At 59.3% G+C, this 25,296-nt stretch carries 34 protein-coding genes; 4 read left to right on the top strand and 30 right to left on the bottom strand.

All coding sequences use genetic code 11. The features are described from left to right. Positions 1 to 20: 20 nt before the first annotated feature. Genes FFM53_RS20375 through FFM53_RS20350 form a run of 6 tightly spaced genes read right to left on the bottom strand, consistent with a single transcriptional unit; the run spans position 21 to position 1,903 of the window. Positions 21 to 284, bottom strand: coding sequence for a hypothetical protein (locus tag FFM53_RS20375; protein ID WP_138387016.1), 264 nt, complete (start codon positions 282 to 284; stop codon positions 21 to 23). 44 nt (positions 285 to 328) lie between these two features. Beyond that, entirely contained in the window at positions 329 to 631 is a 303-nt protein-coding gene (locus tag FFM53_RS20370; RefSeq protein WP_138387015.1) for a hypothetical protein, read from the bottom strand. Continuing rightward, positions 631 to 822, bottom strand: a complete 192-nt coding sequence (locus FFM53_RS36390; protein ID WP_246413015.1) for an anaerobic dehydrogenase — start codon at positions 820 to 822, stop codon at positions 631 to 633. The genes FFM53_RS20370 and FFM53_RS36390 overlap by 1 nt, the downstream gene beginning before the upstream one ends. 46 nt (positions 823 to 868) lie before the next feature. Beyond that, positions 869 to 1,240: a hypothetical protein gene (locus FFM53_RS20360; protein ID WP_138387013.1), complete on the bottom strand. Its 372-nt coding sequence runs from the start codon at positions 1,238 to 1,240 to the stop codon at positions 869 to 871. Next, the gene (locus tag FFM53_RS20355; protein ID WP_138387012.1) at positions 1,237 to 1,716 is read right to left on the bottom strand and encodes a lysozyme; all 480 of its coding nucleotides are present in this window, start codon (positions 1,714 to 1,716) and stop codon (positions 1,237 to 1,239) included. Before FFM53_RS20355 ends, FFM53_RS20360 begins: the two co-directional genes overlap by 4 nt. Beyond that, entirely contained in the window at positions 1,706 to 1,903 is a 198-nt protein-coding gene (locus FFM53_RS20350; protein WP_130657160.1) for a DUF7940 domain-containing protein, read from the bottom strand. The genes FFM53_RS20355 and FFM53_RS20350 overlap by 11 nt, the downstream gene beginning before the upstream one ends. 23 nt (positions 1,904 to 1,926) lie before the next feature. Here FFM53_RS20350 and FFM53_RS20345 point away from each other — a divergent pair, with 23 nt between their 5' ends. Further along, positions 1,927 to 2,292, top strand: a complete 366-nt coding sequence (locus FFM53_RS20345; RefSeq protein WP_138387011.1) for a hypothetical protein — start codon at positions 1,927 to 1,929, stop codon at positions 2,290 to 2,292. Between the two features lie 14 nt (positions 2,293 to 2,306). Here the strand turns inward: FFM53_RS20345 and FFM53_RS20340 are convergent, their stop codons facing one another. Genes FFM53_RS20340 through FFM53_RS20305 form a run of 8 tightly spaced genes read right to left on the bottom strand, consistent with a single transcriptional unit; the run spans position 2,307 to position 12,255 of the window. Further along, positions 2,307 to 2,744: a DUF7338 family protein gene (locus FFM53_RS20340; RefSeq protein WP_138387010.1), complete on the bottom strand. Its 438-nt coding sequence runs from the start codon at positions 2,742 to 2,744 to the stop codon at positions 2,307 to 2,309. Continuing rightward, positions 2,741 to 3,097, bottom strand: a complete 357-nt coding sequence (locus FFM53_RS20335; RefSeq protein WP_138387009.1) for a hypothetical protein — start codon at positions 3,095 to 3,097, stop codon at positions 2,741 to 2,743. The genes FFM53_RS20340 and FFM53_RS20335 overlap by 4 nt, the downstream gene beginning before the upstream one ends. After that, the gene (locus tag FFM53_RS20330) at positions 3,097 to 4,239 is read right to left on the bottom strand and encodes a hypothetical protein (protein ID WP_138387008.1); all 1,143 of its coding nucleotides are present in this window, start codon (positions 4,237 to 4,239) and stop codon (positions 3,097 to 3,099) included. Before FFM53_RS20330 ends, FFM53_RS20335 begins: the two co-directional genes overlap by 1 nt. Then, positions 4,236 to 7,877: a host specificity factor TipJ family phage tail protein gene (locus FFM53_RS20325; RefSeq protein ID WP_138387007.1), complete on the bottom strand. Its 3,642-nt coding sequence runs from the start codon at positions 7,875 to 7,877 to the stop codon at positions 4,236 to 4,238. The genes FFM53_RS20330 and FFM53_RS20325 overlap by 4 nt, the downstream gene beginning before the upstream one ends. After that, a complete protein-coding gene (locus FFM53_RS20320; RefSeq protein WP_138387006.1) occupies positions 7,792 to 8,262 on the bottom strand; it encodes a C40 family peptidase in 471 nt (156 codons plus the stop codon). The genes FFM53_RS20325 and FFM53_RS20320 overlap by 86 nt, the downstream gene beginning before the upstream one ends. Next, the gene (locus tag FFM53_RS20315) at positions 8,262 to 8,765 is read right to left on the bottom strand and encodes a DUF1833 family protein (protein ID WP_138387005.1); all 504 of its coding nucleotides are present in this window, start codon (positions 8,763 to 8,765) and stop codon (positions 8,262 to 8,264) included. Before FFM53_RS20315 ends, FFM53_RS20320 begins: the two co-directional genes overlap by 1 nt. Beyond that, positions 8,762 to 9,112 (bottom strand): hypothetical protein, encoded by a 351-nt coding sequence (locus FFM53_RS20310; RefSeq protein WP_138387004.1) that lies wholly within the window; start codon positions 9,110 to 9,112, stop codon positions 8,762 to 8,764. Before FFM53_RS20310 ends, FFM53_RS20315 begins: the two co-directional genes overlap by 4 nt. Then, entirely contained in the window at positions 9,109 to 12,255 is a 3,147-nt protein-coding gene (locus tag FFM53_RS20305) for a phage tail length tape measure family protein (RefSeq protein WP_138387003.1), read from the bottom strand. Before FFM53_RS20305 ends, FFM53_RS20310 begins: the two co-directional genes overlap by 4 nt. Positions 12,256 to 12,441: 186 nt before the next feature. Here FFM53_RS20305 and FFM53_RS20300 point away from each other — a divergent pair, with 186 nt between their 5' ends. Beyond that, entirely contained in the window at positions 12,442 to 12,768 is a 327-nt protein-coding gene (locus tag FFM53_RS20300) for a YbjQ family protein (protein WP_245372535.1), read from the top strand. Here FFM53_RS20300 and FFM53_RS20295 read toward each other — a convergent pair. The 14 genes from FFM53_RS20295 to FFM53_RS20230 form a co-directional block, all read right to left on the bottom strand. Beyond that, a complete protein-coding gene (locus FFM53_RS20295) occupies positions 12,765 to 12,935 on the bottom strand; it encodes a phage tail assembly chaperone (RefSeq protein ID WP_246413160.1) in 171 nt (56 codons plus the stop codon). The genes FFM53_RS20300 and FFM53_RS20295 overlap by 4 nt on opposite strands. Positions 12,936 to 12,973: 38 nt before the next feature. Continuing rightward, complete coding sequence (locus tag FFM53_RS20290; RefSeq protein WP_138387000.1) at positions 12,974 to 13,324, bottom strand: hypothetical protein; 351 nt, start codon at positions 13,322 to 13,324, stop codon at positions 12,974 to 12,976. A gap of 23 nt (positions 13,325 to 13,347) precedes the next feature. After that, positions 13,348 to 13,782: a phage tail tube protein gene (locus tag FFM53_RS20285; RefSeq protein WP_138386999.1), complete on the bottom strand. Its 435-nt coding sequence runs from the start codon at positions 13,780 to 13,782 to the stop codon at positions 13,348 to 13,350. A 47-nt stretch (positions 13,783 to 13,829) separates the two neighbouring features. Then, positions 13,830 to 14,234 (bottom strand): DUF3168 domain-containing protein, encoded by a 405-nt coding sequence (locus FFM53_RS20280; RefSeq protein WP_138386998.1) that lies wholly within the window; start codon positions 14,232 to 14,234, stop codon positions 13,830 to 13,832. Positions 14,235 to 14,237: 3 nt separating this feature from the next. Next, entirely contained in the window at positions 14,238 to 14,732 is a 495-nt protein-coding gene (locus FFM53_RS20275; RefSeq protein WP_138386997.1) for an HK97 gp10 family phage protein, read from the bottom strand. Continuing rightward, positions 14,732 to 15,085: a head-tail adaptor protein gene (locus FFM53_RS20270; RefSeq protein WP_138386996.1), complete on the bottom strand. Its 354-nt coding sequence runs from the start codon at positions 15,083 to 15,085 to the stop codon at positions 14,732 to 14,734. Before FFM53_RS20270 ends, FFM53_RS20275 begins: the two co-directional genes overlap by 1 nt. Continuing rightward, positions 15,082 to 15,246 (bottom strand): hypothetical protein, encoded by a 165-nt coding sequence (locus FFM53_RS20265; protein ID WP_173883611.1) that lies wholly within the window; start codon positions 15,244 to 15,246, stop codon positions 15,082 to 15,084. The genes FFM53_RS20270 and FFM53_RS20265 overlap by 4 nt, the downstream gene beginning before the upstream one ends. Further along, positions 15,246 to 15,656: a hypothetical protein gene (locus FFM53_RS20260; protein ID WP_138386995.1), complete on the bottom strand. Its 411-nt coding sequence runs from the start codon at positions 15,654 to 15,656 to the stop codon at positions 15,246 to 15,248. The genes FFM53_RS20265 and FFM53_RS20260 overlap by 1 nt, the downstream gene beginning before the upstream one ends. Positions 15,657 to 15,672: 16 nt before the next feature. Continuing rightward, positions 15,673 to 16,242 carry a head-tail connector protein gene (locus tag FFM53_RS20255; RefSeq protein WP_138386994.1) on the bottom strand — a complete coding sequence of 190 codons (570 nt, stop codon included), beginning with the start codon at positions 16,240 to 16,242 and terminating at the stop codon, positions 15,673 to 15,675. A gap of 199 nt (positions 16,243 to 16,441) precedes the next feature. Continuing rightward, positions 16,442 to 16,837 (bottom strand): hypothetical protein, encoded by a 396-nt coding sequence (locus tag FFM53_RS20250; RefSeq protein WP_138386993.1) that lies wholly within the window; start codon positions 16,835 to 16,837, stop codon positions 16,442 to 16,444. Positions 16,838 to 16,893: 56 nt separating this feature from the next. Further along, a complete protein-coding gene (locus FFM53_RS20245) occupies positions 16,894 to 18,180 on the bottom strand; it encodes a phage major capsid protein (protein WP_138386992.1) in 1,287 nt (428 codons plus the stop codon). A 54-nt stretch (positions 18,181 to 18,234) separates the two neighbouring features. Beyond that, positions 18,235 to 19,032 carry an HK97 family phage prohead protease gene (locus FFM53_RS20240; RefSeq protein WP_246413013.1) on the bottom strand — a complete coding sequence of 266 codons (798 nt, stop codon included), beginning with the start codon at positions 19,030 to 19,032 and terminating at the stop codon, positions 18,235 to 18,237. Further along, entirely contained in the window at positions 18,962 to 20,215 is a 1,254-nt protein-coding gene (locus FFM53_RS20235; protein ID WP_138386991.1) for a phage portal protein, read from the bottom strand. The genes FFM53_RS20240 and FFM53_RS20235 overlap by 71 nt, the downstream gene beginning before the upstream one ends. A 37-nt stretch (positions 20,216 to 20,252) precedes the next feature. Then, positions 20,253 to 22,157 (bottom strand): terminase large subunit, encoded by a 1,905-nt coding sequence (locus FFM53_RS20230; protein ID WP_246413011.1) that lies wholly within the window; start codon positions 22,155 to 22,157, stop codon positions 20,253 to 20,255. Positions 22,158 to 23,014: 857 nt separating this feature from the next. On the opposite strand from FFM53_RS20230, the gene FFM53_RS20220 reads away from it, so the two are divergent. Both FFM53_RS20220 and FFM53_RS20215 read left to right on the top strand, forming a co-directional pair. Beyond that, on the top strand, positions 23,015 to 23,197 hold the full coding sequence (locus tag FFM53_RS20220; protein WP_128459975.1) for a DUF3606 domain-containing protein: 183 nt from the start codon (positions 23,015 to 23,017) through the stop codon (positions 23,195 to 23,197). Positions 23,198 to 23,309: 112 nt separating this feature from the next. Next, positions 23,310 to 23,471, top strand: coding sequence for a hypothetical protein (locus FFM53_RS20215; RefSeq protein WP_165422119.1), 162 nt, complete (start codon positions 23,310 to 23,312; stop codon positions 23,469 to 23,471). Positions 23,472 to 23,698: 227 nt separating this feature from the next. Here the strand turns inward: FFM53_RS20215 and FFM53_RS20210 are convergent, their stop codons facing one another. Both FFM53_RS20210 and FFM53_RS20205 read right to left on the bottom strand, forming a co-directional pair. Beyond that, on the bottom strand, positions 23,699 to 24,868 hold the full coding sequence (locus FFM53_RS20210) for a hypothetical protein (RefSeq protein ID WP_138386988.1): 1,170 nt from the start codon (positions 24,866 to 24,868) through the stop codon (positions 23,699 to 23,701). Continuing rightward, positions 24,868 to 25,269 (bottom strand): hypothetical protein, encoded by a 402-nt coding sequence (locus FFM53_RS20205; protein WP_138386987.1) that lies wholly within the window; start codon positions 25,267 to 25,269, stop codon positions 24,868 to 24,870. The genes FFM53_RS20210 and FFM53_RS20205 overlap by 1 nt, the downstream gene beginning before the upstream one ends. Positions 25,270 to 25,296: the final 27 nt, after the last annotated feature.

Below are 25,296 nucleotides of genomic sequence, written 5' to 3'. Positions count from 1 at the left end.
ACAGCTGAGCAAAAAGAGGACTAAGCACTGAATACCCCACACGTTTCGCCTGCGACGCGCGTAAAGCGGTATGTTCCTGGCGCCGTGACGGCTATTGCTGGACGGAACGGCGTAAGCTCGCCTACGTCGGTATAGCCGCCGGCATCATCTTTGAGTGTGATTCGTACGCGCGCCTGGGAGGTTGTTGCGCCCTTGATTCCAACTGTCACCGTCGAGCCAGAGGCGACGACCAAGTCAGAGGAATCGGCGGCAGTCGATCCGACCGCGAGAAGTTCGGTTGCCATGGTGGTCTCCGGTAAATTGTGGTGATGTTTGGTGGTGGTGTCGGCTAAGCGCGCGTGGCCGGCCGCTTTACCTGATTTTCGACAATGCGATCGACGCGAGCCGTCATATGATCCACGGCCGCCTTGACGCCTTGGATGGCATCCATGATTTCGTCGCGCGTTTCGCGAAGCCCCTGCTTGGAAACGTAGTGCTCGGCCGTGTGCAGCTTGTGCGCGGCGAGATCCTGCTCGACCTTCTCAGCCCTCGCCTTGGCGCCATCGATCTTGCCCTCGACCTTCCACCAGATTGTAAGAATGAGGCCGATAACGCCGACGAGCGGCCCAATATATGAAAACCAGCCGTCCATTATTTGGCCTTTCCGGTGGTGGTGCCCTCAAGGCCAGCGTCGCGATCGGCGTAGAAGTCGATCAGCGCGAGGTGACGTCGCGCACATGACAGCAGCCGCTCGCGATCGGTAATCCACAGCCGCTCAAGCTGAGATTGCGTCAGCGGCTTGCTGCCAAGGTCGACCGGGCCGATGCACCGCTCGAGCAACATGCTGTCGGCCTTCCGCAGCACTGGCGGCGGCGGCACGACAACCAGTCTATCGGATCTTGTTAATGCGCTGCACGCTGGGAGCACCGAGAGCAGTGCGGCCAGCATCAGGATCTTCGCTGGCTTCACGCTGCAGCTCCTCAATCTTTTGGTTCAGGGATTCGGCCTCGGCCTGCATCGCGGCGATGCGCTCGGCCTCGCGCGCCTTCGCTTCGTTCTGGCGTGCCGCCTGGCGCTCGACCTCGGCGTTGCGGGCCGTGACGGCTGCGGCGTGTTCGGCGGCAATGACGCCCTTGTAGTGGACCTCAGCACGGGCATAGCCGCGGTGGTCGACATAGGCGTATGCGGCCAGCAGCAGCGCCAGCGCAGCCAGCGCCCCGGCGACCCAACGACCGACGGGGCTTAGGAGGAAGGCGATCATGCGACACCCTTCAGGCAGAGCTTAAGCTCTGCGGCGCGCCGGTTCACTAGCCCCCGAACCACCTTGCCACCGGCACGATTGAACAGGGTCATGGCCTGGCAGCTTTCCTTGAGCTTGCCTGCGCGGGCGAGCCTGGCGAACGAAGACTTGCATGCGGTCCCGACGCCGATGTTGTAGGTCACCGAGATGGCGGCCGCCTGCCATTCGACCGGCTTGCGATCGAAGTCGGCGATACACTGCGTCAGCGGGCGGTAGTAGTCGTTTGTCACGCGCGTCAGCAGTTTTTCTTCACATTCCGCTTTCGTGAACTTCATGCCGGGACGGATGCCGAGCGTCTCGCCGTGGCAGACGGTCCAGACGCCTACGATATCGGGATAGGACGTCAGCGACAGCCCCTCCCACGGCTTGATCAGCGTGCCGATCGACAGCGCGACGGCCACTGCGACCGCGCTGCCCTTCTTCATTCTATTTGCCATTGGAAAGCCTCTGGTCGATTACCCGAGCCGGTACGGAAAGCAGCAGGAGGACGATCGACAGCCACGGTGGGATGTAGCCGTCGAGATACGGGACGATGTACGGCGCGAGTTCAAAGGCTCCCGCGAAATAGACGCACCAAAGCGACAGGGAGCGCGCGAGAACGCGCCGCCAGTTATGGACGAGCATGGATAAACTCCAGATTGTGGGTGATGGCCGATGAGGCGCGCTTGTTTCTGAATGTCTACCTGATCTACAACCGACTTGGGGAAGGAGACCCGATCATGCAGGCAAAGGCTCTTGGACTGGCACTATCGGTTGCGCTGGCTGGATGCCAGACGCAGGAAACCAGCGGTCACTGGGTAGACGTCCCTCCGGTCGCCGGAGCGGATTATGCTGTCCAAATGCAAAACACAGTCGGGCACGATCTGGACGATAAACAAAACCGCGAGCGCGTCGCTCTCGATTATAAGAAGACGCAATGCCCTTCCGCACGCGTCGTAAAGGAAGCTGTGAGCGGGACCGGCACATCTGACGGTCGCCCTACCCGGATCTACACGGTTTATGTGAAATGCTAGGGTGTATGGAGTGATCAGCGGCGTTTGAGGCCGCACTGCAGCATGTAAGGGAAGTAGTTGCCGCCCCGCTTCTCCGGGTTCCAGCCAAGCCAGAGCTTAAGATAGAAGCCGAACGGCAGCGGTAGATCACGCTTGACGGTGAAGGCAGAGGCGATGTCCTCGACGCCTAGCGCTTCGGATTGCCAGCCATTGCATGGGTTTCTCCATGTCCAGCGGGTCCGCTGCCACCAGAGTTTGAAACCCTTGGCGGCAGGATCGAAGCCTGCGACACGCTGCGGGATGTAGCCATCCAGATCGGCGTTCAGCGTCGAGAACCACCGCCAGCGGCCGGGAAGAACCGGGCCGTGCTTCATTGACCATGCGGCCAGGAATGGTGACAGGACGTAAGCAAAGCCAACGAACGCAAGGTTCGCGGGAAGATAGGCGAGATATCGAACGATCGGCCAGATCATAACTGCGACGCTGCAACGAAAAACTCGTCGATCTGCTGCGGCGTGACGCCCATTGCAGCGAAGCCGGCCACCATCATGGGGCTCTCCTTCATGAATGTGCCGCTGTATTCGAACGCATCCTGAGTTTCGCCGTCCTGCATTGCCACCCATGCCTTGACCTGATCAAGCAGGCCGGCGCGGCGAAGCATCACTCGAAACTGTCGCGCCGAGACGGAGGAGACCGGCAGCGGCTTGTTCAGGTACTCAACGACAGCCTGATCGTCATTGGCCAGCAATTCTACTGCAAAACCTTCCTGAAGTTGCTCGAAAAGGCCACAGATATCGCCGTCAACATTTCGCATCACATAGGGCATTAAGCAATCCTCTTGCATGGGAAGGTGAAGCCGTCGGTCCAAATCCAAATGCTGCCAGAGGCGCCAGACACCCGGCGGATCTGCATGCTTGTGTTCGTCCAGATTTCGTCGGAGCCAACGGCAAAGCCACTTGCAACCTGAATCGTGCCAACATTTCCGCCTGCATCATTGCCGCCAGCGACAAGCGTTCCTTGCGCCGGATCATGGAACAGGGCCGAATTGGTTGTGGCACCAGATGAAAACATAAATCGCAGGTTTGCTTTGACCTTCACCCCATTTGGTACGGTGATCGCCAAAAGCGCCGACGTTGTCGAGATTGCAGCGTTAGTTACTTCCCTGATGGGCGCGGTGTATGTGTACTCGTCTCGAGAGTTCATTATGAACTCTCGGATGTTTGAGCTGCCATCGGTCAGCGCAACACCGATCGGCGCCAGCACATCATAGCCAGTCAGCAGCGAGAGATTGACACCGCCGACCGTGGCCGATGTGGAAAGCACAACCTCGCCACTTCCGTCCGACGCCTTACGAAGCGCATAGACGAAATAGGTGGCGTTCGCCGCCTTCGTGCCCGTGTCCAGGCCGCCGCCGTTACCGGCCACCCAAGTGCCATTGATGTTTTTGGTGAGCGTGCTGATCGTGGATGCGAACTTGCTCAGCGCCTTCACCGTGAAGGCGGCAATATCCAGGTGCGTTAGTGGCGTCGACCCGTTGGGAAGTACGATACCGCCCTGCACAAAATCAGGACCGAGGAGCGGCGCAAGAAAAGTGCTCAACGCAGTGAGCGTCAAGCTCTTTGTATCGCCTGCCGCGCTATCCCATATTCCCAACTTGTCGGCGCCGACCGGCGGGGACTTTGCTGTTGCGGCATTGATCGCAGCCCCGAGACCGCTGAGGGTGACAGCGTTCGTTGCCGTATCGACGGTCATCAGCAGAATATCGTCTGCTCCATCGTACAGATAGAGTTTCAACTGGCCTGCCGTTGCTGTCGATACCCAGACCGTTCCGGCGACCGCGTAGGCTGGCCGCGAAGCGCCGGAGTTGCCGCTGAGCAGCGCCCGAAGGCTGTCGTCCATGCGCGCCGCCATAAGGCTCGGCGTCGCCGGTCCTGTCGTTGGAACGCTGAAGGTGGTTGCTTGACTCATTGGAGGTATCCATACCCTTTTGCGACATAGTCGAAGGTCCGCGCGACAGGCGTGCCCGACGAGTTCTTAAATCTGATGGTGAAGCCCGAAGCGGTCTTTGCCGTTATCTCGGAATAGTCGCCGGTCAGCATGTCCTGGGCAGCGATCGAAATACCGCTGAGGACATAGTAAGGCGACGAGAAGCTGATCACACGCCCGGCGGTCGTCACCAACAGGTCGTTTTCGGCGATCACGCGGTCTGGCATGTCGACGGTGACACCCAGCAGTTCAACCACCGGAGTGACATCAAACTGCAGCGACTGAAGCTTGGCACGGAAACGATAAGCGCGTGCCGAAACGTCCGCCGTGGTCAACTCGGCCCAATCCGCCCATGCCGGCGATCCAGAAGGATCGTCTTCCGTTGAGGAGACCTCGACCCGCACGTTCCATAAGGAGTCGGATGCCAGGCCGAAAAATTCTGACACGCCGAACCAGTCGGAGCGCGCGAATAAATCGAGGCTCGCTACCTCGCCGAACGCGCTGACGCTCGCAGAAACGCGAGACGTGTAGACCGCCCCGAGGTCAACGATGTCGGCGAACTCGTAGGTTCCCTCGCTGGCGAAGCCCCCGATCGACAGGAAGAAGTCGTCCACCGAAAACCAGTCGACGAGCTCAAATATGTCGGTTGCCGTATCGAGGCGAAGAGCCCCACTTGCGGCCACGACATTGGTCTTGCTTCCTGCAAACGCCGGATCTTCCTGCAAAGCCTCGACGGCATTGAAGGCCGTGAGAGGATTGACGGTACTGACGATAAGCGCTGCGTTCTCAGACAGCAGGCCAGCGTAGTTGACAGCTTTGATGAGGTAGGTGCCAACCATGGCCGGGACTTGCGCCTGCGACCCGACCACATTCGTCCGGAGCTGTGAGGCTGTCTGCCAAGTGGCTCCGGTGATAGCTGGCGAAAACCTGATCTCACAATGGGAAAGAGCCTGATCAGGCTGCAGCGCCCACTGCATCATGGCGATATCGCCACTAATGGAGATGCGGAAATCCGTTACATCGGCCGGGTTTGACGCGAAGATGCTGCAGATGCACGACCCGACAAGCGGTCCGGAAACCTCGCCGTTGGCGAAGACCGCACGGATGCGAACGTCATAAACGCCAGTCGCCAGATCTACAAAGCGGATTGATGGAGCACTGACGCTTGAAGCCGTGATCCACTGCGCATCGCCGTTCGCCTTATATTGCACGATATAGGACGCGGCAGCCCCAACATCCGGCGCTTGCCACGCCATATCAACAGCCGATGTCGCCGGCGACGTGGTCCAGATCGATTCTACATAAGAGAATCCTGACGGAGCAGACGCCCGATAATCCGGAACAGGCGCAATGCCTGTCTGAAACGGCGGAATGTCGCCAGTGTCGGCCAACATGATCGCAGGAGCGTCGTCGACCAGTTCTAGCCTGGCTGAAAGATCCTGGCGAGCGAGGATGCTTTTGACGCGAAGAACGACGCTTTCAAAGCCGTTTTCACCGAACAGCGCCAAGTCGCCGGCCGACGGCAGGTCGCCAGTGTCCGAAAACACAAAGGAGCGGAACTCGCCGTCGATGCCGGTGACCGTTCGCAAGAGCGACGAGCCGTCCGGCCGGCGGAACCTCATGGAATAGGTCTTTCCGGCCTCCATGCGGAGCAGATCGTCCAGCACAACGCCTTCAGGCGCCGCCGATACCGATCTAACTCGAGCCGCCCCTGTCCCCCACAGCACGACGTCATGATTGACGCGCACGCGATCGCCGCGTGTGCAGACGAGGTTTTCAAAGTCGGTGTCGAGCGAGTAGGTCTCGCGCTGCAGCCGAAGTTGGGCGATGTGGTAGCGTCCGTGCTTCCAGACCAGATCCTTGTCGGTGACGCCTGGAAAGTCCAGCCCCTCAAACTTTGTGGCGTTGGCTTCCGTGTAACCGTCGTCATAGACGACGCGCTCATCGTTCAGATAGCCATTTTCACGATTAATGAACGACACGCGGAAGCCGTGTGGCATGTCCACATAGGCTCTAACAGACGAGAAGTTGGCAGAGTTCCGCGGCGAGAAGTGCTGAACGATCGGCGAGTCGGCGACGTCCCAGACAACACCCCATCTCCCATCACGGAACGAAACGGCGGCGCGGCCAGCGGCCGTGATCTCCGTGAGCCGGTCATAGACCGACTTCTGCTCCGTCGCGACGAGGTCGAAGGTGAAGCCTTTCGCTTCGCAGTAGGCGTGCCAATCCTGCAGGCTTTCGAGATCGATCGAGGCTCCATCAACTGGGCGCGCGTTACCGTTGCCCTGCAGGACTTGCCGGAAGTGATCCGCCGGGTTTCTGGTAGTCTGCCCAGATGACCACGTCGTACCGTTCCACGCCCTGATCTTGGGGCTGGCAATGCAGTTCAGGGTGTTGACGGCGCCGTTAAGCTGGCCCGTCGCCCTGATCCGCATTGCAATCACTGTCAGCGGCTTGGAGAAGCTGATGACAGGCTCGTTGCGCCGGCCGCGGACTGCGGTCCAGTAGACCGTCTCGGCAACCGTGTCCTTGCCATCATAGTCCGGCGAAGACTTGCTCAGCCTGACATCGTATTTCCCCCGCGGCACAGACTTTGAAAGGGTCCGGCGAATTGCTTGCGGAGAATTCGATGTTAGGTCGAATGTGCCGAGCGACAGCCACGTGCTGCTACTCGCGAGTTTATACTGGGCATCGATCGTGACGGTGTAGTTGACACGAGAACCATCTTTCGCCTTCAGCCGATAAACCCCGTTCGGGGCGCTCACATCGACCGATATTTCGTCGACATTGTCTGCCGTTGTCCGCTGTACCCACCCGGTGACAGCGTCCAGCTCAACAGAGACGTCTTCTTGAAAAACTGGCTTCGTGTAGAGCGTCACTGGCGTGACGGTGTGATCCTGAATGACTTCGTATTTGACGTCCTCGAATTTCGAGATCTCGGTCTCGCCGATCTTCAAATCCGAAACGGAGATCGGCCCGTAGCCGACCACGAAGAGCATGCGTAGATACTGGTCGTCTCCGACGAGTTCGGTGTACGCGGCTGCCGCATATGGCGGCGAAATTCGGTGAGTTCCGAAGATTTCCGGAATGGCGCCGTATTGCGCCGCCTGGTTCTGCGCGCCGCCGATCGAGTAAAGCGTTGTCGTGTTGGGCAGCGACGCGGGCTTGGCCACAGGAAACAGCGCATTGAGGGCCATGGAGCCAGCAAGCGAGATGCCAGCGCCGATAAGGCCTGTCGCGACAGAAAATGCCGTCGTCCCGGCGGTTAGTCCAAACAGCGCGCCGGCCAACCAAGGAGCAGCGACGGCTGCGACAAGAGCCACGACCAAGCCGGCGATGGCTTTCAAGGCGCCCTTCCCCGGCACCTTGACGATGGTGACAGAAACGCCCGGCTTCACCCGCACGCGCGGCCAGTTCTTCTGCTCGATGACGTGGCCGCCGATCGTGACGTGCAGGCGAACAGGCTTCAGATCGCAGAAAGCGATGATTTCCTCGATCGACAGGCAGGCTGGGACTTCGAAATGCTCGCGCTGCTCACGAAGAGGAGAGCGGCGCAGGTAGACGTCGACCATCTCGTTCGGCCCGATGATCTCGGGCGTCACGTTTCGGGCTATCAACATGGATTGTCCTGTAGAACCCGGTGATCCGGTCGCGCCATCGCACGTCGGCCATCCGTTCAATTTGAGAGGGGTGAGGCCCTTCGGAGTGCAGCATGCGCCCGGCGCCGAGAAACACCCCGACGTGGCTGTCGTGCCGCCCGGCGCGCATCAGGACGCAATCGCCAATGGCAGGAGTTTCGACTTGAACCCAATCACGGTCGCGCTCCGCCCTCATCAGCGGCCCGATGTCGCGACGGTCGAACCGCCTCACCTCCATCTCCGCCACATAGGTGGGCACAAGGATGCCAAGAATGTCACGGTAATAGAGGTAGAGAACGCCCCAGCAGTCCGCCCCGTCGTAGCCTCGGCCGTGCGGGACGTATGGTATCCCGATGAACCGCTCCATCAGAACAGTCCAGGGAATGAGCCTGGGGTAAACTGGCCGGCCGGGTGCGGCTCATTGATCAAAGCATCCGCAACCAGCGTTGCCGAAACAGTGTGATCGTCAATTGAGACGTCGGACATCTGTAGCGCCGGCATGGTGATCTCGACCATATCGAGGTCCGATGCCAGCACGATCTCCATCAGGACACTGGCCGGGGTTGCAAAGCTGCGCAGGACGGCAACGAGCGAGCGCTCGATGTTGTCCATCTTCAGCTGTACGCGAGGCGGGTTGTCGCTTTGATCATCAGGAAGCGTGAATTCGAACGGCAGATAGAAATATTGTTCGCCGCGGCTCTCAGTCCCGTAGACGAGCGGGTCTTCGGAAAGGCGGGTCGTGGCGTTGCTGGAGAGGTAGATCGGCGCTTCGAGGTCTTCGTGTGTCACCGTTAGGAGACAAATGACAACCTCATCTGTCTCCTGCGCATTTGCCGCGGCGATGAATGTCGTCGAGACGTTACGGCTCACGGAAGCACCTCAAGAGTTATCGAGACCTGCCAAAGGTTCCCATCAAGGGAGGCCTTCGGCGGCTCTTTGACGCGCACGAGCAAATCGGGACCGCCAAGCCTGTCTGGAAACCAAAAGGCTGCCGCGCCATCGCTGAGCGTTTCGGAGAGGAAGGCCAGGAACGAACGGTATTGGCCATAAGTCATGACCATCGTGCCGCTCTGATCCCAGACGTTTGATGTGGTGCGCCGGCGAGCCTTTGCAGGACCGACCGACACATCAGAGTACATGGCGTTGTCCGGCCGCGTCTCCTGATAGGAGGGAACCGTGAAACGCTTCGGCAGGTCGTATGGCCAAAAAGCTGTCATCGTCTTGCCAATCCACCTTGAAGACCAAACTGCGACTGCACCGCCGATCTCGAGCGAGATCCTGGCGTCGACATTTTGTCGGCGACCATGTCGTCGATGACCATTTCAATGGTCTGGCCAGAACTGGTCTTTCGCTTTGTCTGCGAGACCTTCGACCCGTTGTTGTTGATAATTTTGATCTCAACGTTGTCGTTGCCGTACGCGCGACCCGATGGAGCTAGCGACGGCCCGGCCAGTCCACCCTTCGCCAACTTGGCGACAGAGCCTGAGTTGATGGCGTCAAGTAGTCGGCGATGCTTTCGCGTCGCCGAAGCGTTGATGACGTACTCGCCGTTGGAAAGCATTGCTGGGATAGCGTCGTCAGTCGGACCACCTGCGCCGGCTACGTGGCCGCCGTCGGCCAGCCCTAGGAACGCCCCAAATGTCGTGTTCGGCTTGAATGACGGGCTAAAAAGCGATGCCCAATCGAAGCCGCCAGCGCCGCCGGCAAGTTGCCCCCATCCGCCCCCGCCCGAGCTAAGGTTGCTGCCAAACTTGTTCAGACCATTGCCAAGCTGGCCGAGGCCATCGATCGCTGTGCGCGAAGAACTGGTGAGCCCACCTAGAGAAGCGGCGGATTCGGTTGCGCGCCGCGCCTGGACTTCCATGGCGCTGACCCACTCCTTGCCAACGCCATCGCTGAGGTTGCCGGAAAGCATCTCAAGCTGCTGCTGGCCGCCGGAATACCGGGTCGCGCCCGTGGCGAAGCCGACGTGCCCACCGGCCTGATTGGCGCCGAGCCCACGGTTCTGCACCAGCACGTCACCCTTGAGGATCTGGCTTGGATCTACCTTCGTACCCCAATCAAGGAAGCTGTTTGCAACCTGCGAACCGCTTCCTTTGATGCCGACCTGCTCGAGCGAAGAGTTGACGAACGCCGCGCACCACTTCGTTTGTGCCGCATTAAGATCAACGCCGCCCTGCTTCAGGAAGGAGTTGATCGAAGACGTATTCGTGTTTTCGTTGGCGCCGAATAACGTAAAAGCCTTGTCAACCGCAGATCCGGCGCTGGAAACCACAGCTTTGCTTGCTGCCACTGCATTACCGGTGGACGAACCGCCACCTATGGCGCCAGTTATCGCCGCGCTGATGCCGTTCGTTGCGCCGCCGGGCTGGCCCGTGACGCTCCCTATGATCCCGTTGATAATCTGGTCAATGAACCGATCGGCAATTTTCGAAATCTGGTTCAGCGCAGCATTCTGGATGGCGTCGCCAAAGGCCTTGCCGATGTCACCGCCATTATTGAGCAGAGCACTCTTGAAGTCGGACGCAAAATCCTTGAGGTCGCCACGCAGATCTTCGGCTTTGACCGATTGCCTGATCTGGCTGGCCTGATCGCTATTGAGATCTTCCGGCAACCCGTATTGACGGAGCGTCGTCGTGATCTTCTGGTCTTCTTTCGACAGCGAATTGTATCGCATGTCGTTCAGCAGATCCTGCGAGAGCTTCGCCTTTGAGAGCGTCTCAGAATACTGCTTGTAAAGATCGACCTTCTTCTGGATCTCGGCGCGTTGCGTAGCCGAGAGCGACCGCCCCTTGTCTTCCGCCTGCTGGAACAGATCCAACGAAAAGCGTGCAGCATCCGCCTCGATGCCGTATTTGCCAAGCAGGTCTATTTCCTGCTTAACCTGGCCAATGCGATCATCTGCAGCCTTCTGCAGGTCACGGTAGGCGTTGGCGGCTTTTTGGGCGGCGCTTTCAGCGCTCTTCATCGCCTTGTCGGCGCCCGGCAAGCCTTCGAGCTCGATGTTTGGTCGGCTCTGTGGTGTCGGTCCAATCTCCGGCGTCATAAAGCCAGGGTTTTGGATGTTTTGGTCCCATGGCTGGGCGTTGGTTCCCGGCTTCCCGGTTTGCGGGTCAAAACTGCGCCACGTTGACTCTGGGATCGCGCGCAACGCTTCGTTGGATTCTCCGACCTTTTTAGCGGCCGTCTCAGCGCTTGCGGATAGTTCGTCGAATGCTTTTTTGAACTCTGAGACGGCGGGTATGCCGGAACTATTTATCGCCGCAGCAAGGGCATCCTGAACACGCTGAACGTCAGCGGCTTCCAGTTTGCCCTCGTTTGCTGCCTTGGCAAACTGCTGGTAGGCATCCTCGAACTGCTTGATAACTTCCGGTTCTTCACCACCGACACGCAAGTCTGCGACAAACGCAGCGTATGTGGCGCGTGTGTCATCTATACCCTTGCGAACCGACTCGAGCGTTTTCTCATTGACGAGGCTGACGCCCTGCCTAATGTCGGCAGCATCCTTCGCACGGGCAAGTTCATTGGCATACTCGCGAAGGGCCGGGATTACATCGCCCCATCGCGCCGCAAGATCCTGAACAAGCTGCGCCTGCTCCTTGAGCTTCTCGGCGCTTTGGTCACCGCCGCTTGCGACGGACGAAAAATATTGGATGGCCGCGGCGCCGCCGGCTATCAGGCCGATCGTCACCAGGGAAACCGGGCTCACCAGACTGGTGAACGCCGCAGCCAGGCCGCCGATTACCTGCTTGCCGTTGCCCATCGTGGCGAGCACGGATGAAAGCTGCGTGCCCTGCTGTAGGGCGATCTGCAGCGGGTTCATGCCCATCGCAGATGTTACTGCGATGTCCTGAAACTGTGCCGCAATGTTTGCAGTCTGAAATCCACCGCCGTTGCGTTGCGATGGCGTCGCCGCCAAGGCTGCATTGCGACCCTTGATGGCAGCCGTCGACGCGAGTGCAGCCTGCCGCTCTCTGCTGATCGCAGTCGCCATCTCGTTGGCGGAAATTGCACCGAGCGCATGTGCCTGCTTAATGTCGGCAACAGCGGTCTTGTATTGGTTGATTGTCGCAAATAGCGGAGAATAGCGAGCACGAAGCCGATCAAGCTCCTTGCCCTGATCCGCAAGCGCGCCGGTCCATTCCTTGGATGCCGCCTTGCCGATACCAACCATGCCGTTGATGCGGTTTTGAAGCGTCGAGGAGACGGAGTTGTCGATCGATTTGCCGACAGCCGAGAACTGTTTCTGAACACTTCCGGCAAGCGTGCCGAGATCCTGCTCAATGCGCTTGATGCTGCGGCGGAGTGTGGCCTGATCAGTCGAGATACTGATAATCAGATCATCGGTATTGTCAGCCATGCTGCGCGCATCCTAGAATTGAAAAAGCCCGCATGGTTGCGGGCCTTGGGAGGGGTTTTCGTGCCAAATTGCAGCAGCTGTGGGAAAAGCTTTTATTTGGGGTCTGGGTCTGCAAATACCCTCTGCATGGACTGCAGGGATCTCGCGGAGCAAGAGGCGAGAGCGAAACAACTCGCGGCTATCGTCTTGACAACTTCGATCGACGTTCCGAACCGCAAGGTAGAAAGCGTGATATCTATCATCGCCGCAGAGGCTGCTCTCGGAATGAACATCTTCCGCGACATCGCCAATAACTGGCGAGACTTTGTCGGCGGTCGGTCAAACTCCTCTCAGAAGTCTCTGAGGGAAGCACGACTTGCATGCTTGGAAGAACTGCGTCGAGAAGCGGCCGCGGTTGGCGCCGATGCTGTGATTGCAGTCGATTTGGACTATAACGAGCTCTCTACGTCCGGCAGTGGTGGCATTCTGTTCGTGGCCGCCAGCGGCACGGCTGTCAAACTCGCGCCGCTCTAGCCATACTTCGCGACCAAAGCCGCCACCTCGTCTTCACTTGGTGCCGCCGCGTCTTGCTCGCCGCCCTGCGCCTCGTTGTGACCATTGATGGCCTCAAAGAATTCGGTCAGCGTCGCAGACCAGAAGTCTGCTGGCCTCCACCCCAATCCGCCAAGCCCTGTCCGCATCCATTGGCGGAAAGGCATTTCTTCATGGGGCTTGTGGTCTACGCCGTCTCTCCGACGGCCTCCACGTTTCCCTCGTCACCGTCGAAGTGGTGAGCCAGGATCGTCGAGAATGCAGCGGCGCACGCCGGGAAGTGCTTCAACTTAATCTTGGTGATGGCCTCGAGCGCATTGCCCTTAACCGTCAGAAGCTCAATGCCAGCCAGTGTGGCCGCCGCCTCAACGCCAGACAGGCGCATAAACAGGTCGTTCAGTGACTTGCACTGCAGCCGGCTGGAAACGGCCGACAGGCGCCCCATTTCGGCAGCAAGAACGAGCTCTACGCCGTCGATGATGAGGCGCGCTTCTCCGCGCGCCTCATTGACTGCGTGCTTGAAGATAGGCTTAGCCATGGTTTTCTCCTCTTTTGTCATGATTAAGCTTCGGCCGTGAACGACAGGACGTCAGCAGCAACGAAGGTCGCGCTGAATTCCATGTTTGGCTCGACGTCGCCGCTGAACGAGAAGTCGGTAACCATCCACGAGCCGGTATAGGTGCCGTCGCCGGGTACGATGACCTTGGCGTTGAACGCCTCAGCCGCGCGGACGTGGTTCATGAAGATGTCGGATGCCGCGCTGGACACGAAGTTGCCGGAACCGCTGAACGTGCGGTTCGAAATGCCTGGCCGGCTGGTCTTCTGGACCGGGCCGCCGGGATTGGCGCAGCTCGGGATCGTGGTGTCGATCTCGGATGCGGACATGTTGAAGCTGCGGGTCTTGAGGCCGCAAAGATTGGTGAAAGTTTCCGTGGGGCTTCCGCCGTCGCCGATCTGAATCAGCAGGAGGCGGCCAAGCTGCTGGCCATCTGCCATGTGCAAGTCTCCAAATTTGGTGTGATTGGTGGTGGCCGGCGCGAAAGCTACGGCTTTTCGGTGTTGGCCACGAATTCGATAACCGCGTGGCTGGTCAGCCCGTCAGCATCGCGGAAAGTCCGCGTCTGCCGGTGCATGATTGAGATCAAACGATTGGTCGGCAGCGTGATCGGCGCCATGTGCAAGCTTTCAACAACGGCGTCGGCAACCTTGCGAACTTCTGGAAACCCGACCTGCGTCGACCACGCATGCAGGGTCAGGTAAACTTGCGCGCCGCTGACACATGTTGCGTCGTCGCGTAGTGTCTGCGCCTCGCCGATCGTGACGTACGGATAGACGACAGGAGCCGGCGGCTGGTCGTACACCCTGCCCTGCACGAGCACTGTCAATGGCGCATCCGCCTTCAGGCGCCCGACGAGCGCGCCCTGTAGTTCAAGTTCTGCGCTGGCCATCGGCTATCCTTTACCCATGGCCTCGCGAACGGCCTTATTCACCGCCGTCCGTATCCTGGCGGAAGCCTTCTTTTTGTAAGCGCGCCAGGTCGGGAAGATGTGAGGTTGCGCAGCCGTGCCGGGATGCATTCCCTTGCCGCTTGCCGCTGCATTCTTCTTGCCGAGAACCGTTCCGCCGCCTTTAGCGGTGCTATGTGGCGAGGTCCCGAATTCCAAGAAGCGCCAAATGTATTGAGCGAACACGCCCGCGGCAGACGGATCCTTCGTCTGCGAAAGTCCGACTTGCTGCTTGTTGGGATTGTTGGCCAGGAGTTCACCGCTGAAGCTCTCGCGATATTCTAGCGTTGCGCCGGTCGGCGCGCGTTCCCGCATCAGTTCGGCAGCCTCGTCGGCGACCTCCAACTTGGCCTGCGCTGCATATTTCTCGACATTCGGCGCCAATTGATTCAGCCGTCGCATAAGGGCTTCGCGGCCCTTCAAATCAGCGGTAATTGCCATCAGGTCGCGACTCCCTGCGTAGCCATGATATCAATCCATGCGTTCTTGTTGTCTGGATCGACCGCAGCCGTGATGTTGAAAAGCCTAGCAGGGTTGCGCGCGTCAACGGCCCGCCATGCGGGCGTCACCGATCTGGCGGCATTGCATCCGCGGATTTTGATGATGAACGGCTGCACGCCTGATAAGCGCGCCGCCATAACCGGCTCACCGCCCTTGAGCGGGATTAGTTCGGCCGCTGCAGTAAACTCCGTTTCCCAGTCGCCAGACTCATTGCCAAATCCGTCGTCCACGATCGCGCGACGTTGAAAAAGCAGCTTTTCACGCAACTTTCCTGCGCCTCGCGTGTCGGTCATTTGCTGTCCTTTGGACGATGGAACGTCTCAGCCTTGCCGGCAGCTTTTGCCGCCGTTGCGCATGGGGTGGTCACATTGGCAACCGTATCGGCCTTGTAGGCGAAGGTGACGGCGGGCGTGGCCCGCCAGTCATAGTCCGCCAGAAAGCGGATCCATGGCATTAGAGCGCGACGCCGGGATATTGGAAGCTCAACTGCAGAACCGACGTCGACTTTGCGATGCCTATAAGAACGACGTATTCGCCGGAGCCGACGTCTGCGAGGGGACACAGCCCGCCGGGGGTATCGCTGAGGTACACCGCCTGCCCAGCAACAAGCGTGCCGCCGATTGTGATATCGCCAGACTTCTGGAACGCCACCGGCTGGCCGGCCGACGCACCGTTAAGCGCGATTGCTTTGGCCTGCCGCGCTTCGGCCGCGGCCGAGTTGCTGTCGGCGAGCATCCAACGATTGGTTGCCGCTGCTAGATAAATGGCCTTGCCGGCGGTAATTGCCTCCCCGGCGATGCCCTGATCGCGCTCAGCGTTACTGGCAGCCAGGACCGCGCTGGCCGTAATTACGATGTCTGTCATTGGTTTTCCTTCTGCCCTACGAGGGCCAGTTTCTGTAGGGCAGAAGGAGCGCATCAACTGCCATCGGCATGTCGCTCAACTTTGCCTCGGTGGCAGCTTCTCTGTTTTCGTACCAATGGCCGATCATGAGGAGCGCTGCGTGCTTGATAGATGCGGGCGTTTCCGCGTAGCCGGCCGTTAACTCGATGCGAACCGAACCCGGCTCGCCGTCGGTCGATGGCCAACTCGTATTTTTGGCTGGAAGGATATAGCCGCCGTTCTTCACGCCGACGTCGAGCGTGCGAAACTCCGTCAACTCAACTTCAGCGCCACCATCCGCAGGCGTGTAGAACACGCCGTCGACGGACGCCAAAGGCGGCTTTGGGATATCAAGGCGGTCAGCCGGGAACTGGCAAAGCGTCAATTCCCATTCAGAAGCGGCCGACGCGCGACCAATCCAACTGTTTTCGCCGAGCAAGTGATCGCTAGCGGTGGCAATCAGACCATCGATGTAGGCGTCGTCATCTGAGTGAAAAACCCGAAGATGCGCCTTGGCTTCGGCAGAGCTCACAATGGGCGCGATTACCGAAACAAGGCGCAAACTCATGGCTATCTCGTCCTTTTCGCGGGCTTGGCGACAGGTGGGACCGCATCCGTAGCTACGGCAACGGCGTCGACCGCCTCGATAAAGCCTTCGGCGACAAGGCCATCGGCCATTGAACCGAAGTCACGCTCGTCCCCCACATTCAGGTCAACGAGCGTGAAGCCATCCCACGAACATGGGAATGGCTTCACAACTCTATGCATCAGGCGACGGGCTTGCTGCGTGCGTGACCGAGCACGAACGATGCGTCATAAGCCACAGACGTGCCGCTGTTCAGTGTGCCCTTGGCGCGCAGGTAACGCTTTGCGCCAATGTAGCCCTGCTTGTAGACGGTGGCGGCGACGAGAACGGCGGGGATGACGCCAAGCAACTGAGCTGCCGGAACATCAACGAAGTCGCCGTCAGTCGTGGTGTCGCTGTGCTGCAGCTTAAGCGTAACGTTGCCAGCCCCGGCGACTGCGCCGACATTGACAAGAAGCGTGGCAGATTCGAAGCCTACCGTGTCCACAGTCGTGCCGGTGACGGTAGCTGCTGCGTTGACGGCGGGAACGACCGTCGAAACCAGCTTGATATTGTCGTAAGTGTCTTTCGAAGCCATCAGGCTATCTCCTTTTTCTAGAAAGAATGGGCGGCACTAAGGCCGCCCGCCTGTGGTTAGACCGAGCAAGTCAGCTTGCGGATGGCTTCCGCAAGCGTCACCTGACCGCCGAGACGACGGCGGAAGATGAAGCGGATATTTCCGCTGGTGGCCTGCGTGTAGGGATCCCGAAGCATCTCCATCTGGATACGGTCAACCAGCGTGTAGCCGCGGGCAAAGTCGCCGTAAGCGATCGGCACGAGACCTGCGCCTTCCGACGGCATGTCCGGCACCTCGACGTAGGGGTCGCCGTCGATGGTGTTCGGCTGGCCAGAAATGCCAGGCATCCACAGATACTGCTTTTCCGCCGTCTTGAGCTTGCGGACGGAGCCGAGGGTGGTGCGGTTCAGAGCCCAGGTCGCATTGCGTGCGTATGCGGTCTTCAGCCCATACTTCAGCGTCAGCAGACCGTTAGCCTGGCCGTCAGCGTCGGCGATCGTGGAGGCGGAACCGGAGTTATTGCCGGTAACGCCCGATGCACTAAGGAATCCTTCCGGCCGGCCGACACCCGTGCCGGATACGAAGGCGGCGCCTTCTGCAACAGCGAACTGCTCGGTGGCTTCGAAGGAGATTTCCGATTCCATGTTGAAAGCGGAGTCTTCGAGGTTCTGGTTCGAGATATCGATGAGCGCGTACATCTCGTGGGTCGGAATTTCCCACATGCCGTAGCGCAGACCGTCGGTCTCAGACTTGGTGCCCTGGTCAGCGACCCACTGCGCGGCGAACTGGCCGGTGCGCTTCGGGATCAAGATCGCCTTTGATGCAGTCTGGCGAACGCGGGCAAGCGCGCGTGCCGGAGATACATCGGTGACGCCCTTGATGATTTCCCGGATGTACTCGGCAGGCGCAAGGTAGCCGCCGGTCGTATCGTTTGCGATACCGAGCGCTTTGTATTCTGCGACAACGTCGGCGAGCGCCTTCTGCTGTTCGGCTCGGATGCTAGCCTGACCGAGCACCGACGCATCGAACACAGCGCGCGCCCAGATGTTCGCCTTCGACTTAACCTCGCCGCGGCGGAAATTGTCATTCGCCGCTGTCAGCGAAAGCCTGTTAAGCTTTTCTTCGAGCTCGTCGACGTGCTTCTTCTCGTCGTCCAGAGCCTTCTTGGTCTCCAGGAGCTCGGCAGTGGCTTTCTGATTATCCTTCTCGAACTTGTCGAGAGCGGTGTTTATGCGCTCAACCTTGTCCGAGAGGACGACGTCAGCGGTGCCCTTCTTCTCGATTTCCTTGAGGCGGTTGTCATTGGCAGCCTTGAATTCTTCGAAGGCAGACATGACCTGTTCAACAGCGGTTTTATCCGACATTCGGGTCTCCTAATTTGGTGATGTGGTGGTGGTTGGTGAGCGTGCCGCGGCTGGTTAGCCGGCGATCAGCGCTTTGATGCGCGCAGCCAGCCTGGAAAGCTCGGCTTCGCTCTTCTTGGCCGTCTCATCCTCATCACGAGGAGTCGTGTCCTGTTCCGCTTCGTCGCGAAGCGCATTCTTGAAGACCGAGACAGCTTTTACGCTGTCCGCCCGCGACAACCCGGCTTCACGCAGGGCGTCTTCGATTTCTCGCGGATTGAATTCTGATTTTACGTTCGTCACGCGCGCCTTGCCATTCGACGGGAACGTGACCAGCGACACCTCGACGAGGTCAACCGCCTTCAGCGTCCTGCGAGGCTCGATCGGCGTGCTCCGCATCGTCCATTCTTTGGCGCGGTAGCCGATGGACAGCCCGGAAATTGCCGGGCGAGGCTTCATCTTTAGAAGCTCGTAGGCTTCCCGCCCGCGCTCGGTGTTGGCGAACTTTCCTTCGACGTAGAGCCCGACATTGTCCTCGCGCATCTCCGTCCAAACGCCAATTGGCGTCAATTGGGTGCCGTAACCACCATGTTGAGACAGCATGGCCGGCCAAACGCCGGTCTTTTTTGCCTCCAAAATGGTCGCCGTGAAGGCTCCCTTGATGATCACGTCATCCTGGGAGTCGGCGTTGCCAAATACGGCGCCGTAGCCGGAAAAGGTCATTTCACCGTCGGAAACGGCCAATTCGGCGACTTTTACCTCGCCAAGGTCAAAACTACGGTGCTCGACGGCGCCGAGAGCCTTATCTGTCGTCATTTTGTGAATCCTGTGCGCCGGGTGACGGCTTGTCAGGCGCAGGAGCGCCGCCAACATTGGTCGGTTTCGGCAATTCATCGCCACCAGCGATCGGATTGAGGTCTTCCAGCGCGCGAATCTCGTTCGGCGTCATGTAGGCAGGCGAGCCGCCCGTGCCCAAAGCCTTGGAATAGAACTCAGCGCGGTCTTTATGGGCGCCCTTGAGCAGTCCGTTGGCGTTAAATTTCGAGTAAAAGCCATCGTCTTCAGGGCCATCAAGCAAATTCACGTCGATTGACTGCTGGATACGCTCCCACCAGGGACCAAGCGTGTGCACGACGTGCGCCAGAAACACCTGCTCGGCGCTCGCGAATGTCATTGCCTGGCCAGCATGGCCGATCATTTGCGGAAAGACGCCGAGAGCCTGGCAAACCTGTTCCGTCTGAAACTTGCGGGTCTCGAGATGCTGCGCGTCGACGCCGGTCATGGTCTGCTGGGTCCATTTGAACCCAGCGTCGATCACAAACGGCTTGTGTTTGTTCGCGCCACCAATCTGGGCGGCAATCCACTTCTGGATTTTGATATATTCTTCCGGCGCGATTTTCTGTTCGGTCGAATACGTGCCGGAAGCCTGCAGGCCGTTGGCGTGCATCTCGGCCTGGGTATTCTCGGTGGCGATCGTCAGGCCGATGGCCTCGCGCGCCTGCTGGACAGCGTCCAAACCGCGCCATGTGTCCCACGAAGGGCCGCGGACATGCCAAATCATCGACTGCGGGAGCTCAATCGAGCTGCCATCAAGGCCGGTGACGCGGTAGGTCAGCGAATAATCATTGTGCCGCGTGATGGTCACGCTGCCAGGATCGATCGGAATGAGTTCCTTGACCTGCTTGCGTACGATGTTCTTATAGAAGAAAGCGTTGCCGGTCAGTGCTGCGTGGAAAATCAACGTCTCGCGAAGCTCGAAAGACGTCATCCACTTGTTAGGACGGCGATTCAGGACGGTATAAAGAGGGTGTTCCGTCGCCGGCTCTCCGCCGCCATCAGGTAGTTCCTTCATGACCCGCAACGGCACCTGTGCGACGCCATTGGCGATCACGCGAAGGCAGGCGAAGACGGTCGAGACATCCATCGCCCGCTCCCAAGATACTGGAACGCCGGCCTTGGAAGTGCGCGAACCGAAGAAATCGAGCCACACCGGATCGAAAGACACAGCTTTCTGCTCGGTCGACTTGCGACCGGGCAACCAATCCCACATACCCATCAGGCATTCCTTGTATTATTGATGCCCGATGGGCTGATCAGGCTGCTTGCGGTAGCGCCGCATAGTCGACATTCGGATCTAGTGTTTCCCAGAAGGACTGGCCTTGCGTAGGCGGCGCACCATCAACCGCAGCACCAACCGCCATTGCAGCAGCAACGGCCGGGTCGATGCGCACAGTGCTCTTCTTCTTCGAAAACCACTGGTTGCCCATGAGCGGATCGGTCTCGATCGCAACGCCCATCAGCGCGCCGAGAAGAACCGGTGACCGCTTCAAGCGAATGCGCTCTTCAAGGATCAACGTCTCAAGTGCCGACACGGAACCAGGCATCCACAAACCAAGCGGAGGCTCAAGGCCGGCATCCTTTGCCGCCTTCACCTTCTCTTCGTCTGGCTTTGCCCGCTTCTTGCCGCCCTGGGGGTGGGCTACCGTCTTGATGTCGACGCCGTAGTCGTCGAGCTCGGTTTCGAACTTGTCAAACGCATAACGGTCGAAAGCCAGAACGCCGATGCCATGCTCGGTATTGAGACGCGCGAATAGTGCAGCAACATGGTCGTACCGAATGCGAGCGCCTTCTGGAGCGTTGATGTAGCCCTGATCCATCCACAGCCGATAAGGCACATGGTCGACCTTCGAGCGCTCATCCATCGTGTCACGAGGCGTCCAAGCCTCGATCCACAAGTCGTAGGTCGGAAGATCAGCCTCTGTACCGTCCTCACGCGTGACGCGCTTGGTGCCGGTCTCGACAGTGAACGCCGCGGCAGTCAAATCCTTCGCGCCGGACAAGTCCAGGCCGGCCGAGTTGATCTTCTTGCCCTTGTGCTCTTCGTAAGGATCGAAGTCGAACATCACCTTTTCAAGCAATGGGCGTGGAATCCACGCCGTGTCGGCTTCAGTCCAAACGCAGAAATGCAGGCGCAGAATGCCGTTGCGCTTCGAAGGAATGTCCTTCGCCTGGTTGACGACACCAGCCAGATAATCGTGCTTTAGCGTTACGCCGAAAAGCGGGTTAGCCTTCTGCCAGCAAGTCGGATCCGTGAACGGATCATCGTCCTTGTCGAGCGCGCACACATAACTAAACGTCGTGTCGTCGACCACCTCACCCACATAGGTGAAATCGTCGTCTGGCGTCTGTGTGCCTGCGGCAACCTTCACGGCATGCTGGTGTTCATCCCAGCAAATGCTGTTTCGATCCGTGCCGCTGTTCGTAATCATGAACAGAAGCGGCTGCCGGCGAAACTTGAAGCCGCGCTCGAGCATTTCGACGACCTTGCCGTCGGGGTGCTCGTGGATTTCGTCGCAGAGCGCCACATAAGGACGCGGGCCGGAGTGAGCGCCCTCCCGCGAAATCGGCCGAAAGAAGGACCGCTTCTTGAGGTAAGACAGGTTCCAGACCGGATTGCCGCCCGACGGCGTCAGTTTCGTTTTCAGCGAAGGCGACTGCTCGTACATCGCGACAGCGTCGCGGAAGAGGACGAAAGCCTGGTCTTTGTTTGCCGCGGCGGCATAAATCTCGGCGGCGGCCTCGCCGTCGGCGGTCAGGCAATAATGGCCAATGCCCGCCGCCAATGGCGACTTGCCGTTGCCTTTGCCCTCCTCGATATAAGCGCGCCGAAAGCGTCGCAGGATTGCGCCATCGGATTCGACGCGCTTCCAACCGAAGATGGAGCCGATCTTGAACTGCTGCGAGATATGCGGGTGGAAAGGGCGACCTTCGAATTGGCCGCCGTTCAGGCGTAGTACCGCAGGAAAGAACCGCAGGACGCGGCTGGCTGCCTCCGGATCCCAGTGGATGCCGCGGCTCGGCCCGGTTAGGCGGTCTGCTTTGTGCCTGCGGCAGGCATTCCGCACATGCGGGCCAGCAATGATGGTGCCGTTAATCACGGCCTCAGCGTATTCGTCTACAGGACCAGTCGGATAGGTTGGGTTGAAATGTGCCGGCAACTCAACGCCAGCGGCGCTAGTCGAAGAACTCGTCTGCCGGATCCGTCTTTTCGCCATCCGGTTTCGCTCCCGCCTTCGAAGCATCAGCCGGCGTCGCACCCATCTGGCCGAGGCACTGCCTCAGCAAGTTCATGGCTTGCACGCCGCATTCTTGCCCGGCGATCATGCGTCCTAAGATGTTGCTTGCCGTCGCCACCAAAATCCGGTGACTGCTATTCAACCAAGGAATCTCCAAGCGTAGCGTTTCCCACGCTTCGTGAGCCTTGTTCGTATCGGTGTCTTTGATCCAGTGAGGCGCATCGCCAAGCGTCTCGTCGACGATCGGCTCGTTGCGGCCCTTGAATTTCGTTTTCTGTTTGTCGGCGTGACCAGTTATCTCAGCCTTCGCCTTTGGCGTTCTCGGCCTAGCCACTATCGACCCTCAACATCTGAATTGAAAAAATACGTATGAATGGGGGACACCGGTAAGGCGGCGGCGATGTTCCATAACAATGGACCACCCCTGCCCGTCAGAGGGGCCAGCCGTCCGGCCCATACCGCACCACGGTCTTGCCATTGTCCTCGAGCTGCCCTCGGGAAGCGTGGCATGGCTTGCACGTGCTGATGAATGGACCGGACCAGAACAGGTCAAGGTCGCCTCTATGAGGCGTGGCATGGTGCACCTCTGTCGCCTCGGTGATCGTCTCCGATTCGAGACACCACTCGCAAAGCGGTTGGGCGGCTAGCTGGTGGTGACGGGCGCGACGCCATCGAGATGATTGGTAGAGCCGACGATAGATCGCGGCTTCTTCTGAGCGCCGATCTGGAACCGTGGATTCCGCCATGCGTTGTGGCCCATGCAATAGAGGAGATTACAGATGGCCGACGACAAATCGAAGCGTGGCGCAGCAGACCGCAATAAGGTCGCAGCAGGCGAACCATACGAAGTGAGTTACTTCGCGAAGAAGCACGGGATCAGCAAAGATGACGCGGAGCGCATCGTCAAACGTCACGGCCCCGATAGGGATGCAGCGGACAAGGCCGCAGCGCGCCTGAAATAGGGCTCCTACGCCCGCTGTTGCACGGTGGGTCGCGGCTACCTATATGCGAACCGACGGCCCGGCGCGCGCCCCAGAGGCGCCCATGACTGCCGCACAATCCAAGGAGACCACCATGACTGAAGAAGTAGACGCTGCTGCGTCCGTACAGCCGTATGACGCCAAGACACTGGCTAAGAAGCATCGGATCGATATCGAGGACGCGAAGAAAATCATCGACCAATACGGCTCCGACCGAAAGGCATCTGATAAGGCCGCACGTCGCATAGCGGCTTGATAAAGCAAAAGCGGCAGGGAGACGATGAAGCCTCAACCTGCCGCAGGATTACCTGTCGCGAGAGGAGGCGCGCCAGGTAATGGGGTATTGAGGCAGTCCCGGCATCGATCGCGAGTTTGATCGTCCGCTCGAATTCAGCGCCTCAAATTAAAACGGCCGCACATGGCGGCCGCTGGGGAATTCATCCATTCATAACTATACGACCCGGCAGTATCGCCGACCGGACATCAGGCTGCTATTTTTTCGTTGGTGGGCAGAAACTCCCCGCGCGCCGTCTCGTCGAGTGCAATTAGGGCGTCAATAGCGGCATCGATAAGAGCCGGTCCCCTCTTCTCGGCGTACGCTGGCGCCTGGCCCATTGCTATGCCGATCGACTTTGCGGATGCGTCCGTGATCGCGAGATCGAGCACCGACGCGTGCTCTCGAAGGCGGCGTCGCAGATAATCTACATACGACGTGGTCTCGACACGGCGGACAAACTCAGGCTCGCGGCCGGCCGATGACGAGATTTCACCCAGCGGCTTAGGCTTCTTCACGCCGCCGATCCACTGGTCTCCAGCAACGAGACCATCCGGGCAACGAGTGGCGGGCGACGGCAAGCTATCGAACGCCACGCTACCGTCTACGCCGAATTCGCGCAGCAACTGGCGTGCTTCCTCCACACCGAACCTCCCGCACTTGTCTTTTACGCTTGGGGCCTCGCGCGGCAATGGATCATAATAGTCGCGGATGGCAGGTTCGGCTGACATAGGCTTTACGTATGGGCGCGCGGTCAACGGTGAGACAGCGCCCTGCAGTTCGAGATAAGAAAGGATCGCACTTTCAGACCGTGATGGGTCTGCCCCACCCTTGGCACCACGAGAGCGCTCGACGGGTCGAAGAGCCGAGCCCTTTCGCGTCTCGCCCCATTGAATGAGCTTGCCGTCACGGAAGAGCAGCGCGCCGATCGAGGTATCCGTGCCGCCGTTTCTGTTCTTATGGTGGGTTTCGACCGACGGCGTGGGCTGGTAGATGTTGACGTTCTCTCTGGTCCAATACCAGCGCTCACGATCGACGATCTTCCACCCGACGGCAGTAAGCAGCTCTCCTTCAGATGGCCGCATCTCGATCGTGACCTCCGGATCATAATCCCCCTCGTCGGTCACATTAATTTCGGATCCCGGGAAGATCATATTCTTCCAATGGCGGAGAGCAAACAGCCGTGCATAATCTCCGCGATGTGCTAAGCGCTCGAATGCCGGCCAAGCCAGTCTGAAACGCACCGGCTTGTTGTCATTGGCAGGGGCGACGAGTTTAAGCGCCGTCCCTTGTCCTCGGACAGCGGACACCGTGGCGGTCTTGGTCGCGAGGAGCTCAGAAAGTCTCGAAAGGTCGCGGTGCTTTTCGGGTGCTGACATCATCTTGTCCACTTCGGTTTCGGGTCGGGAATGCAGTCGATCTCCTCAGACAGCATGGTCGGCACGCCGTGCGGCCATTCGGCTAGGATTGCGGCCTTTCGTCGGGCGAGTCGGAAAGCATCTTGCCGAGCCTCTTCTGCGACGGTCCTGGTGACACATAAGGAAAGATCGTATTCGCGAGCCTGCTTAATCTTATCCCGCTCCTGCTCCAGATCTTTGATGCGCAACTGAAGGATTTCTATCGTTCGATGTGCATCGGCCAGATGCTTGCGGAAATGATCGCCCCGCCCTCGCGGATCTCTGGGCGCCGTGCTGTCGGCCATCTGCGTGTAGGTGGCCAGCTTTGCGGCTGCGGTCTCGCGGCGCGCCGATTCCTCAAAAGTTCGAATTCGGCGGCTCATACGTTTTGAACTCCGATGCGGATCATG

It is taken from the genome of Rhizobium indicum (assembly GCF_005862305.2).
In the GTDB taxonomy this organism is placed as follows: Bacteria; Pseudomonadota; Alphaproteobacteria; order Rhizobiales; family Rhizobiaceae; genus Rhizobium; species Rhizobium indicum.
Note: the sequence above shows the minus strand (reverse complement) of the source record. Positions and strands in the feature narration are given on the sequence as shown.

What these genes read in the sequence shown, in the direction of transcription:
- FFM53_RS20275 (WP_138386997.1), bottom strand. Translation starts at nt 14,732, where the DNA reads ATGGCAATTACCGCTGATTTGAAGGGCCGCGAAGCCCTTATGCGACGG.
- FFM53_RS20310 (WP_138387004.1), bottom strand. Translation starts at nt 9,112, where the DNA reads ATGACAGCTTTTTGGCCATACGACCTGCCGAAGCGTTTCACGGTTCCC.
- FFM53_RS20350 (WP_130657160.1), bottom strand. Translation starts at nt 1,903, where the DNA reads ATGCTCGTCCATAACTGGCGGCGCGTTCTCGCGCGCTCCCTGTCGCTT.
- FFM53_RS20240 (WP_246413013.1), bottom strand. Translation starts at nt 19,032, where the DNA reads ATGTTGGCGGCGCTCCTGCGCCTGACAAGCCGTCACCCGGCGCACAGG.
- FFM53_RS20370 (WP_138387015.1), bottom strand. Translation starts at nt 631, where the DNA reads ATGGACGGCTGGTTTTCATATATTGGGCCGCTCGTCGGCGTTATCGGC.
- FFM53_RS20250 (WP_138386993.1), bottom strand. Translation starts at nt 16,837, where the DNA reads ATGGCTTCGAAAGACACTTACGACAATATCAAGCTGGTTTCGACGGTC.
- FFM53_RS20260 (WP_138386995.1), bottom strand. Translation starts at nt 15,656, where the DNA reads ATGACAGACATCGTAATTACGGCCAGCGCGGTCCTGGCTGCCAGTAAC.
- FFM53_RS20280 (WP_138386998.1), bottom strand. Translation starts at nt 14,234, where the DNA reads ATGGCCAGCGCAGAACTTGAACTACAGGGCGCGCTCGTCGGGCGCCTG.
- FFM53_RS20210 (WP_138386988.1), bottom strand. Translation starts at nt 24,868, where the DNA reads ATGTCAGCACCCGAAAAGCACCGCGACCTTTCGAGACTTTCTGAGCTC.
- FFM53_RS20325 (WP_138387007.1), bottom strand. Translation starts at nt 7,877, where the DNA reads ATGTTGATAGCCCGAAACGTGACGCCCGAGATCATCGGGCCGAACGAG.
- FFM53_RS20220 (WP_128459975.1), top strand. Translation starts at nt 23,015, where the DNA reads ATGGCCGACGACAAATCGAAGCGTGGCGCAGCAGACCGCAATAAGGTC.
- FFM53_RS20255 (WP_138386994.1), bottom strand. Translation starts at nt 16,242, where the DNA reads ATGAGTTTGCGCCTTGTTTCGGTAATCGCGCCCATTGTGAGCTCTGCC.
- FFM53_RS20265 (WP_173883611.1), bottom strand. Translation starts at nt 15,246, where the DNA reads ATGCCATGGATCCGCTTTCTGGCGGACTATGACTGGCGGGCCACGCCC.
- FFM53_RS20355 (WP_138387012.1), bottom strand. Translation starts at nt 1,716, where the DNA reads ATGGCAAATAGAATGAAGAAGGGCAGCGCGGTCGCAGTGGCCGTCGCG.
- FFM53_RS20345 (WP_138387011.1), top strand. Translation starts at nt 1,927, where the DNA reads ATGGCCGATGAGGCGCGCTTGTTTCTGAATGTCTACCTGATCTACAAC.
- FFM53_RS20270 (WP_138386996.1), bottom strand. Translation starts at nt 15,085, where the DNA reads ATGACCGACACGCGAGGCGCAGGAAAGTTGCGTGAAAAGCTGCTTTTT.
- FFM53_RS20340 (WP_138387010.1), bottom strand. Translation starts at nt 2,744, where the DNA reads ATGATCTGGCCGATCGTTCGATATCTCGCCTATCTTCCCGCGAACCTT.
- FFM53_RS20215 (WP_165422119.1), top strand. Translation starts at nt 23,310, where the DNA reads ATGACTGAAGAAGTAGACGCTGCTGCGTCCGTACAGCCGTATGACGCC.
- FFM53_RS20285 (WP_138386999.1), bottom strand. Translation starts at nt 13,782, where the DNA reads ATGGCAGATGGCCAGCAGCTTGGCCGCCTCCTGCTGATTCAGATCGGC.
- FFM53_RS20205 (WP_138386987.1), bottom strand. Translation starts at nt 25,269, where the DNA reads ATGAGCCGCCGAATTCGAACTTTTGAGGAATCGGCGCGCCGCGAGACC.
- FFM53_RS20290 (WP_138387000.1), bottom strand. Translation starts at nt 13,324, where the DNA reads ATGGCTAAGCCTATCTTCAAGCACGCAGTCAATGAGGCGCGCGGAGAA.
- FFM53_RS20295 (WP_246413160.1), bottom strand. Translation starts at nt 12,935, where the DNA reads ATGCGGACAGGGCTTGGCGGATTGGGGTGGAGGCCAGCAGACTTCTGG.
- FFM53_RS20335 (WP_138387009.1), bottom strand. Translation starts at nt 3,097, where the DNA reads ATGCCCTATGTGATGCGAAATGTTGACGGCGATATCTGTGGCCTTTTC.
- FFM53_RS20320 (WP_138387006.1), bottom strand. Translation starts at nt 8,262, where the DNA reads ATGGAGCGGTTCATCGGGATACCATACGTCCCGCACGGCCGAGGCTAC.
- FFM53_RS20330 (WP_138387008.1), bottom strand. Translation starts at nt 4,239, where the DNA reads ATGAGTCAAGCAACCACCTTCAGCGTTCCAACGACAGGACCGGCGACG.
- FFM53_RS36390 (WP_246413015.1), bottom strand. Translation starts at nt 822, where the DNA reads ATGTTGCTCGAGCGGTGCATCGGCCCGGTCGACCTTGGCAGCAAGCCG.
- FFM53_RS20305 (WP_138387003.1), bottom strand. Translation starts at nt 12,255, where the DNA reads ATGGCTGACAATACCGATGATCTGATTATCAGTATCTCGACTGATCAG.
- FFM53_RS20375 (WP_138387016.1), bottom strand. Translation starts at nt 284, where the DNA reads ATGGCAACCGAACTTCTCGCGGTCGGATCGACTGCCGCCGATTCCTCT.
- FFM53_RS20245 (WP_138386992.1), bottom strand. Translation starts at nt 18,180, where the DNA reads ATGTCGGATAAAACCGCTGTTGAACAGGTCATGTCTGCCTTCGAAGAA.
- FFM53_RS20360 (WP_138387013.1), bottom strand. Translation starts at nt 1,240, where the DNA reads ATGATCGCCTTCCTCCTAAGCCCCGTCGGTCGTTGGGTCGCCGGGGCG.
- FFM53_RS20235 (WP_138386991.1), bottom strand. Translation starts at nt 20,215, where the DNA reads ATGGGTATGTGGGATTGGTTGCCCGGTCGCAAGTCGACCGAGCAGAAA.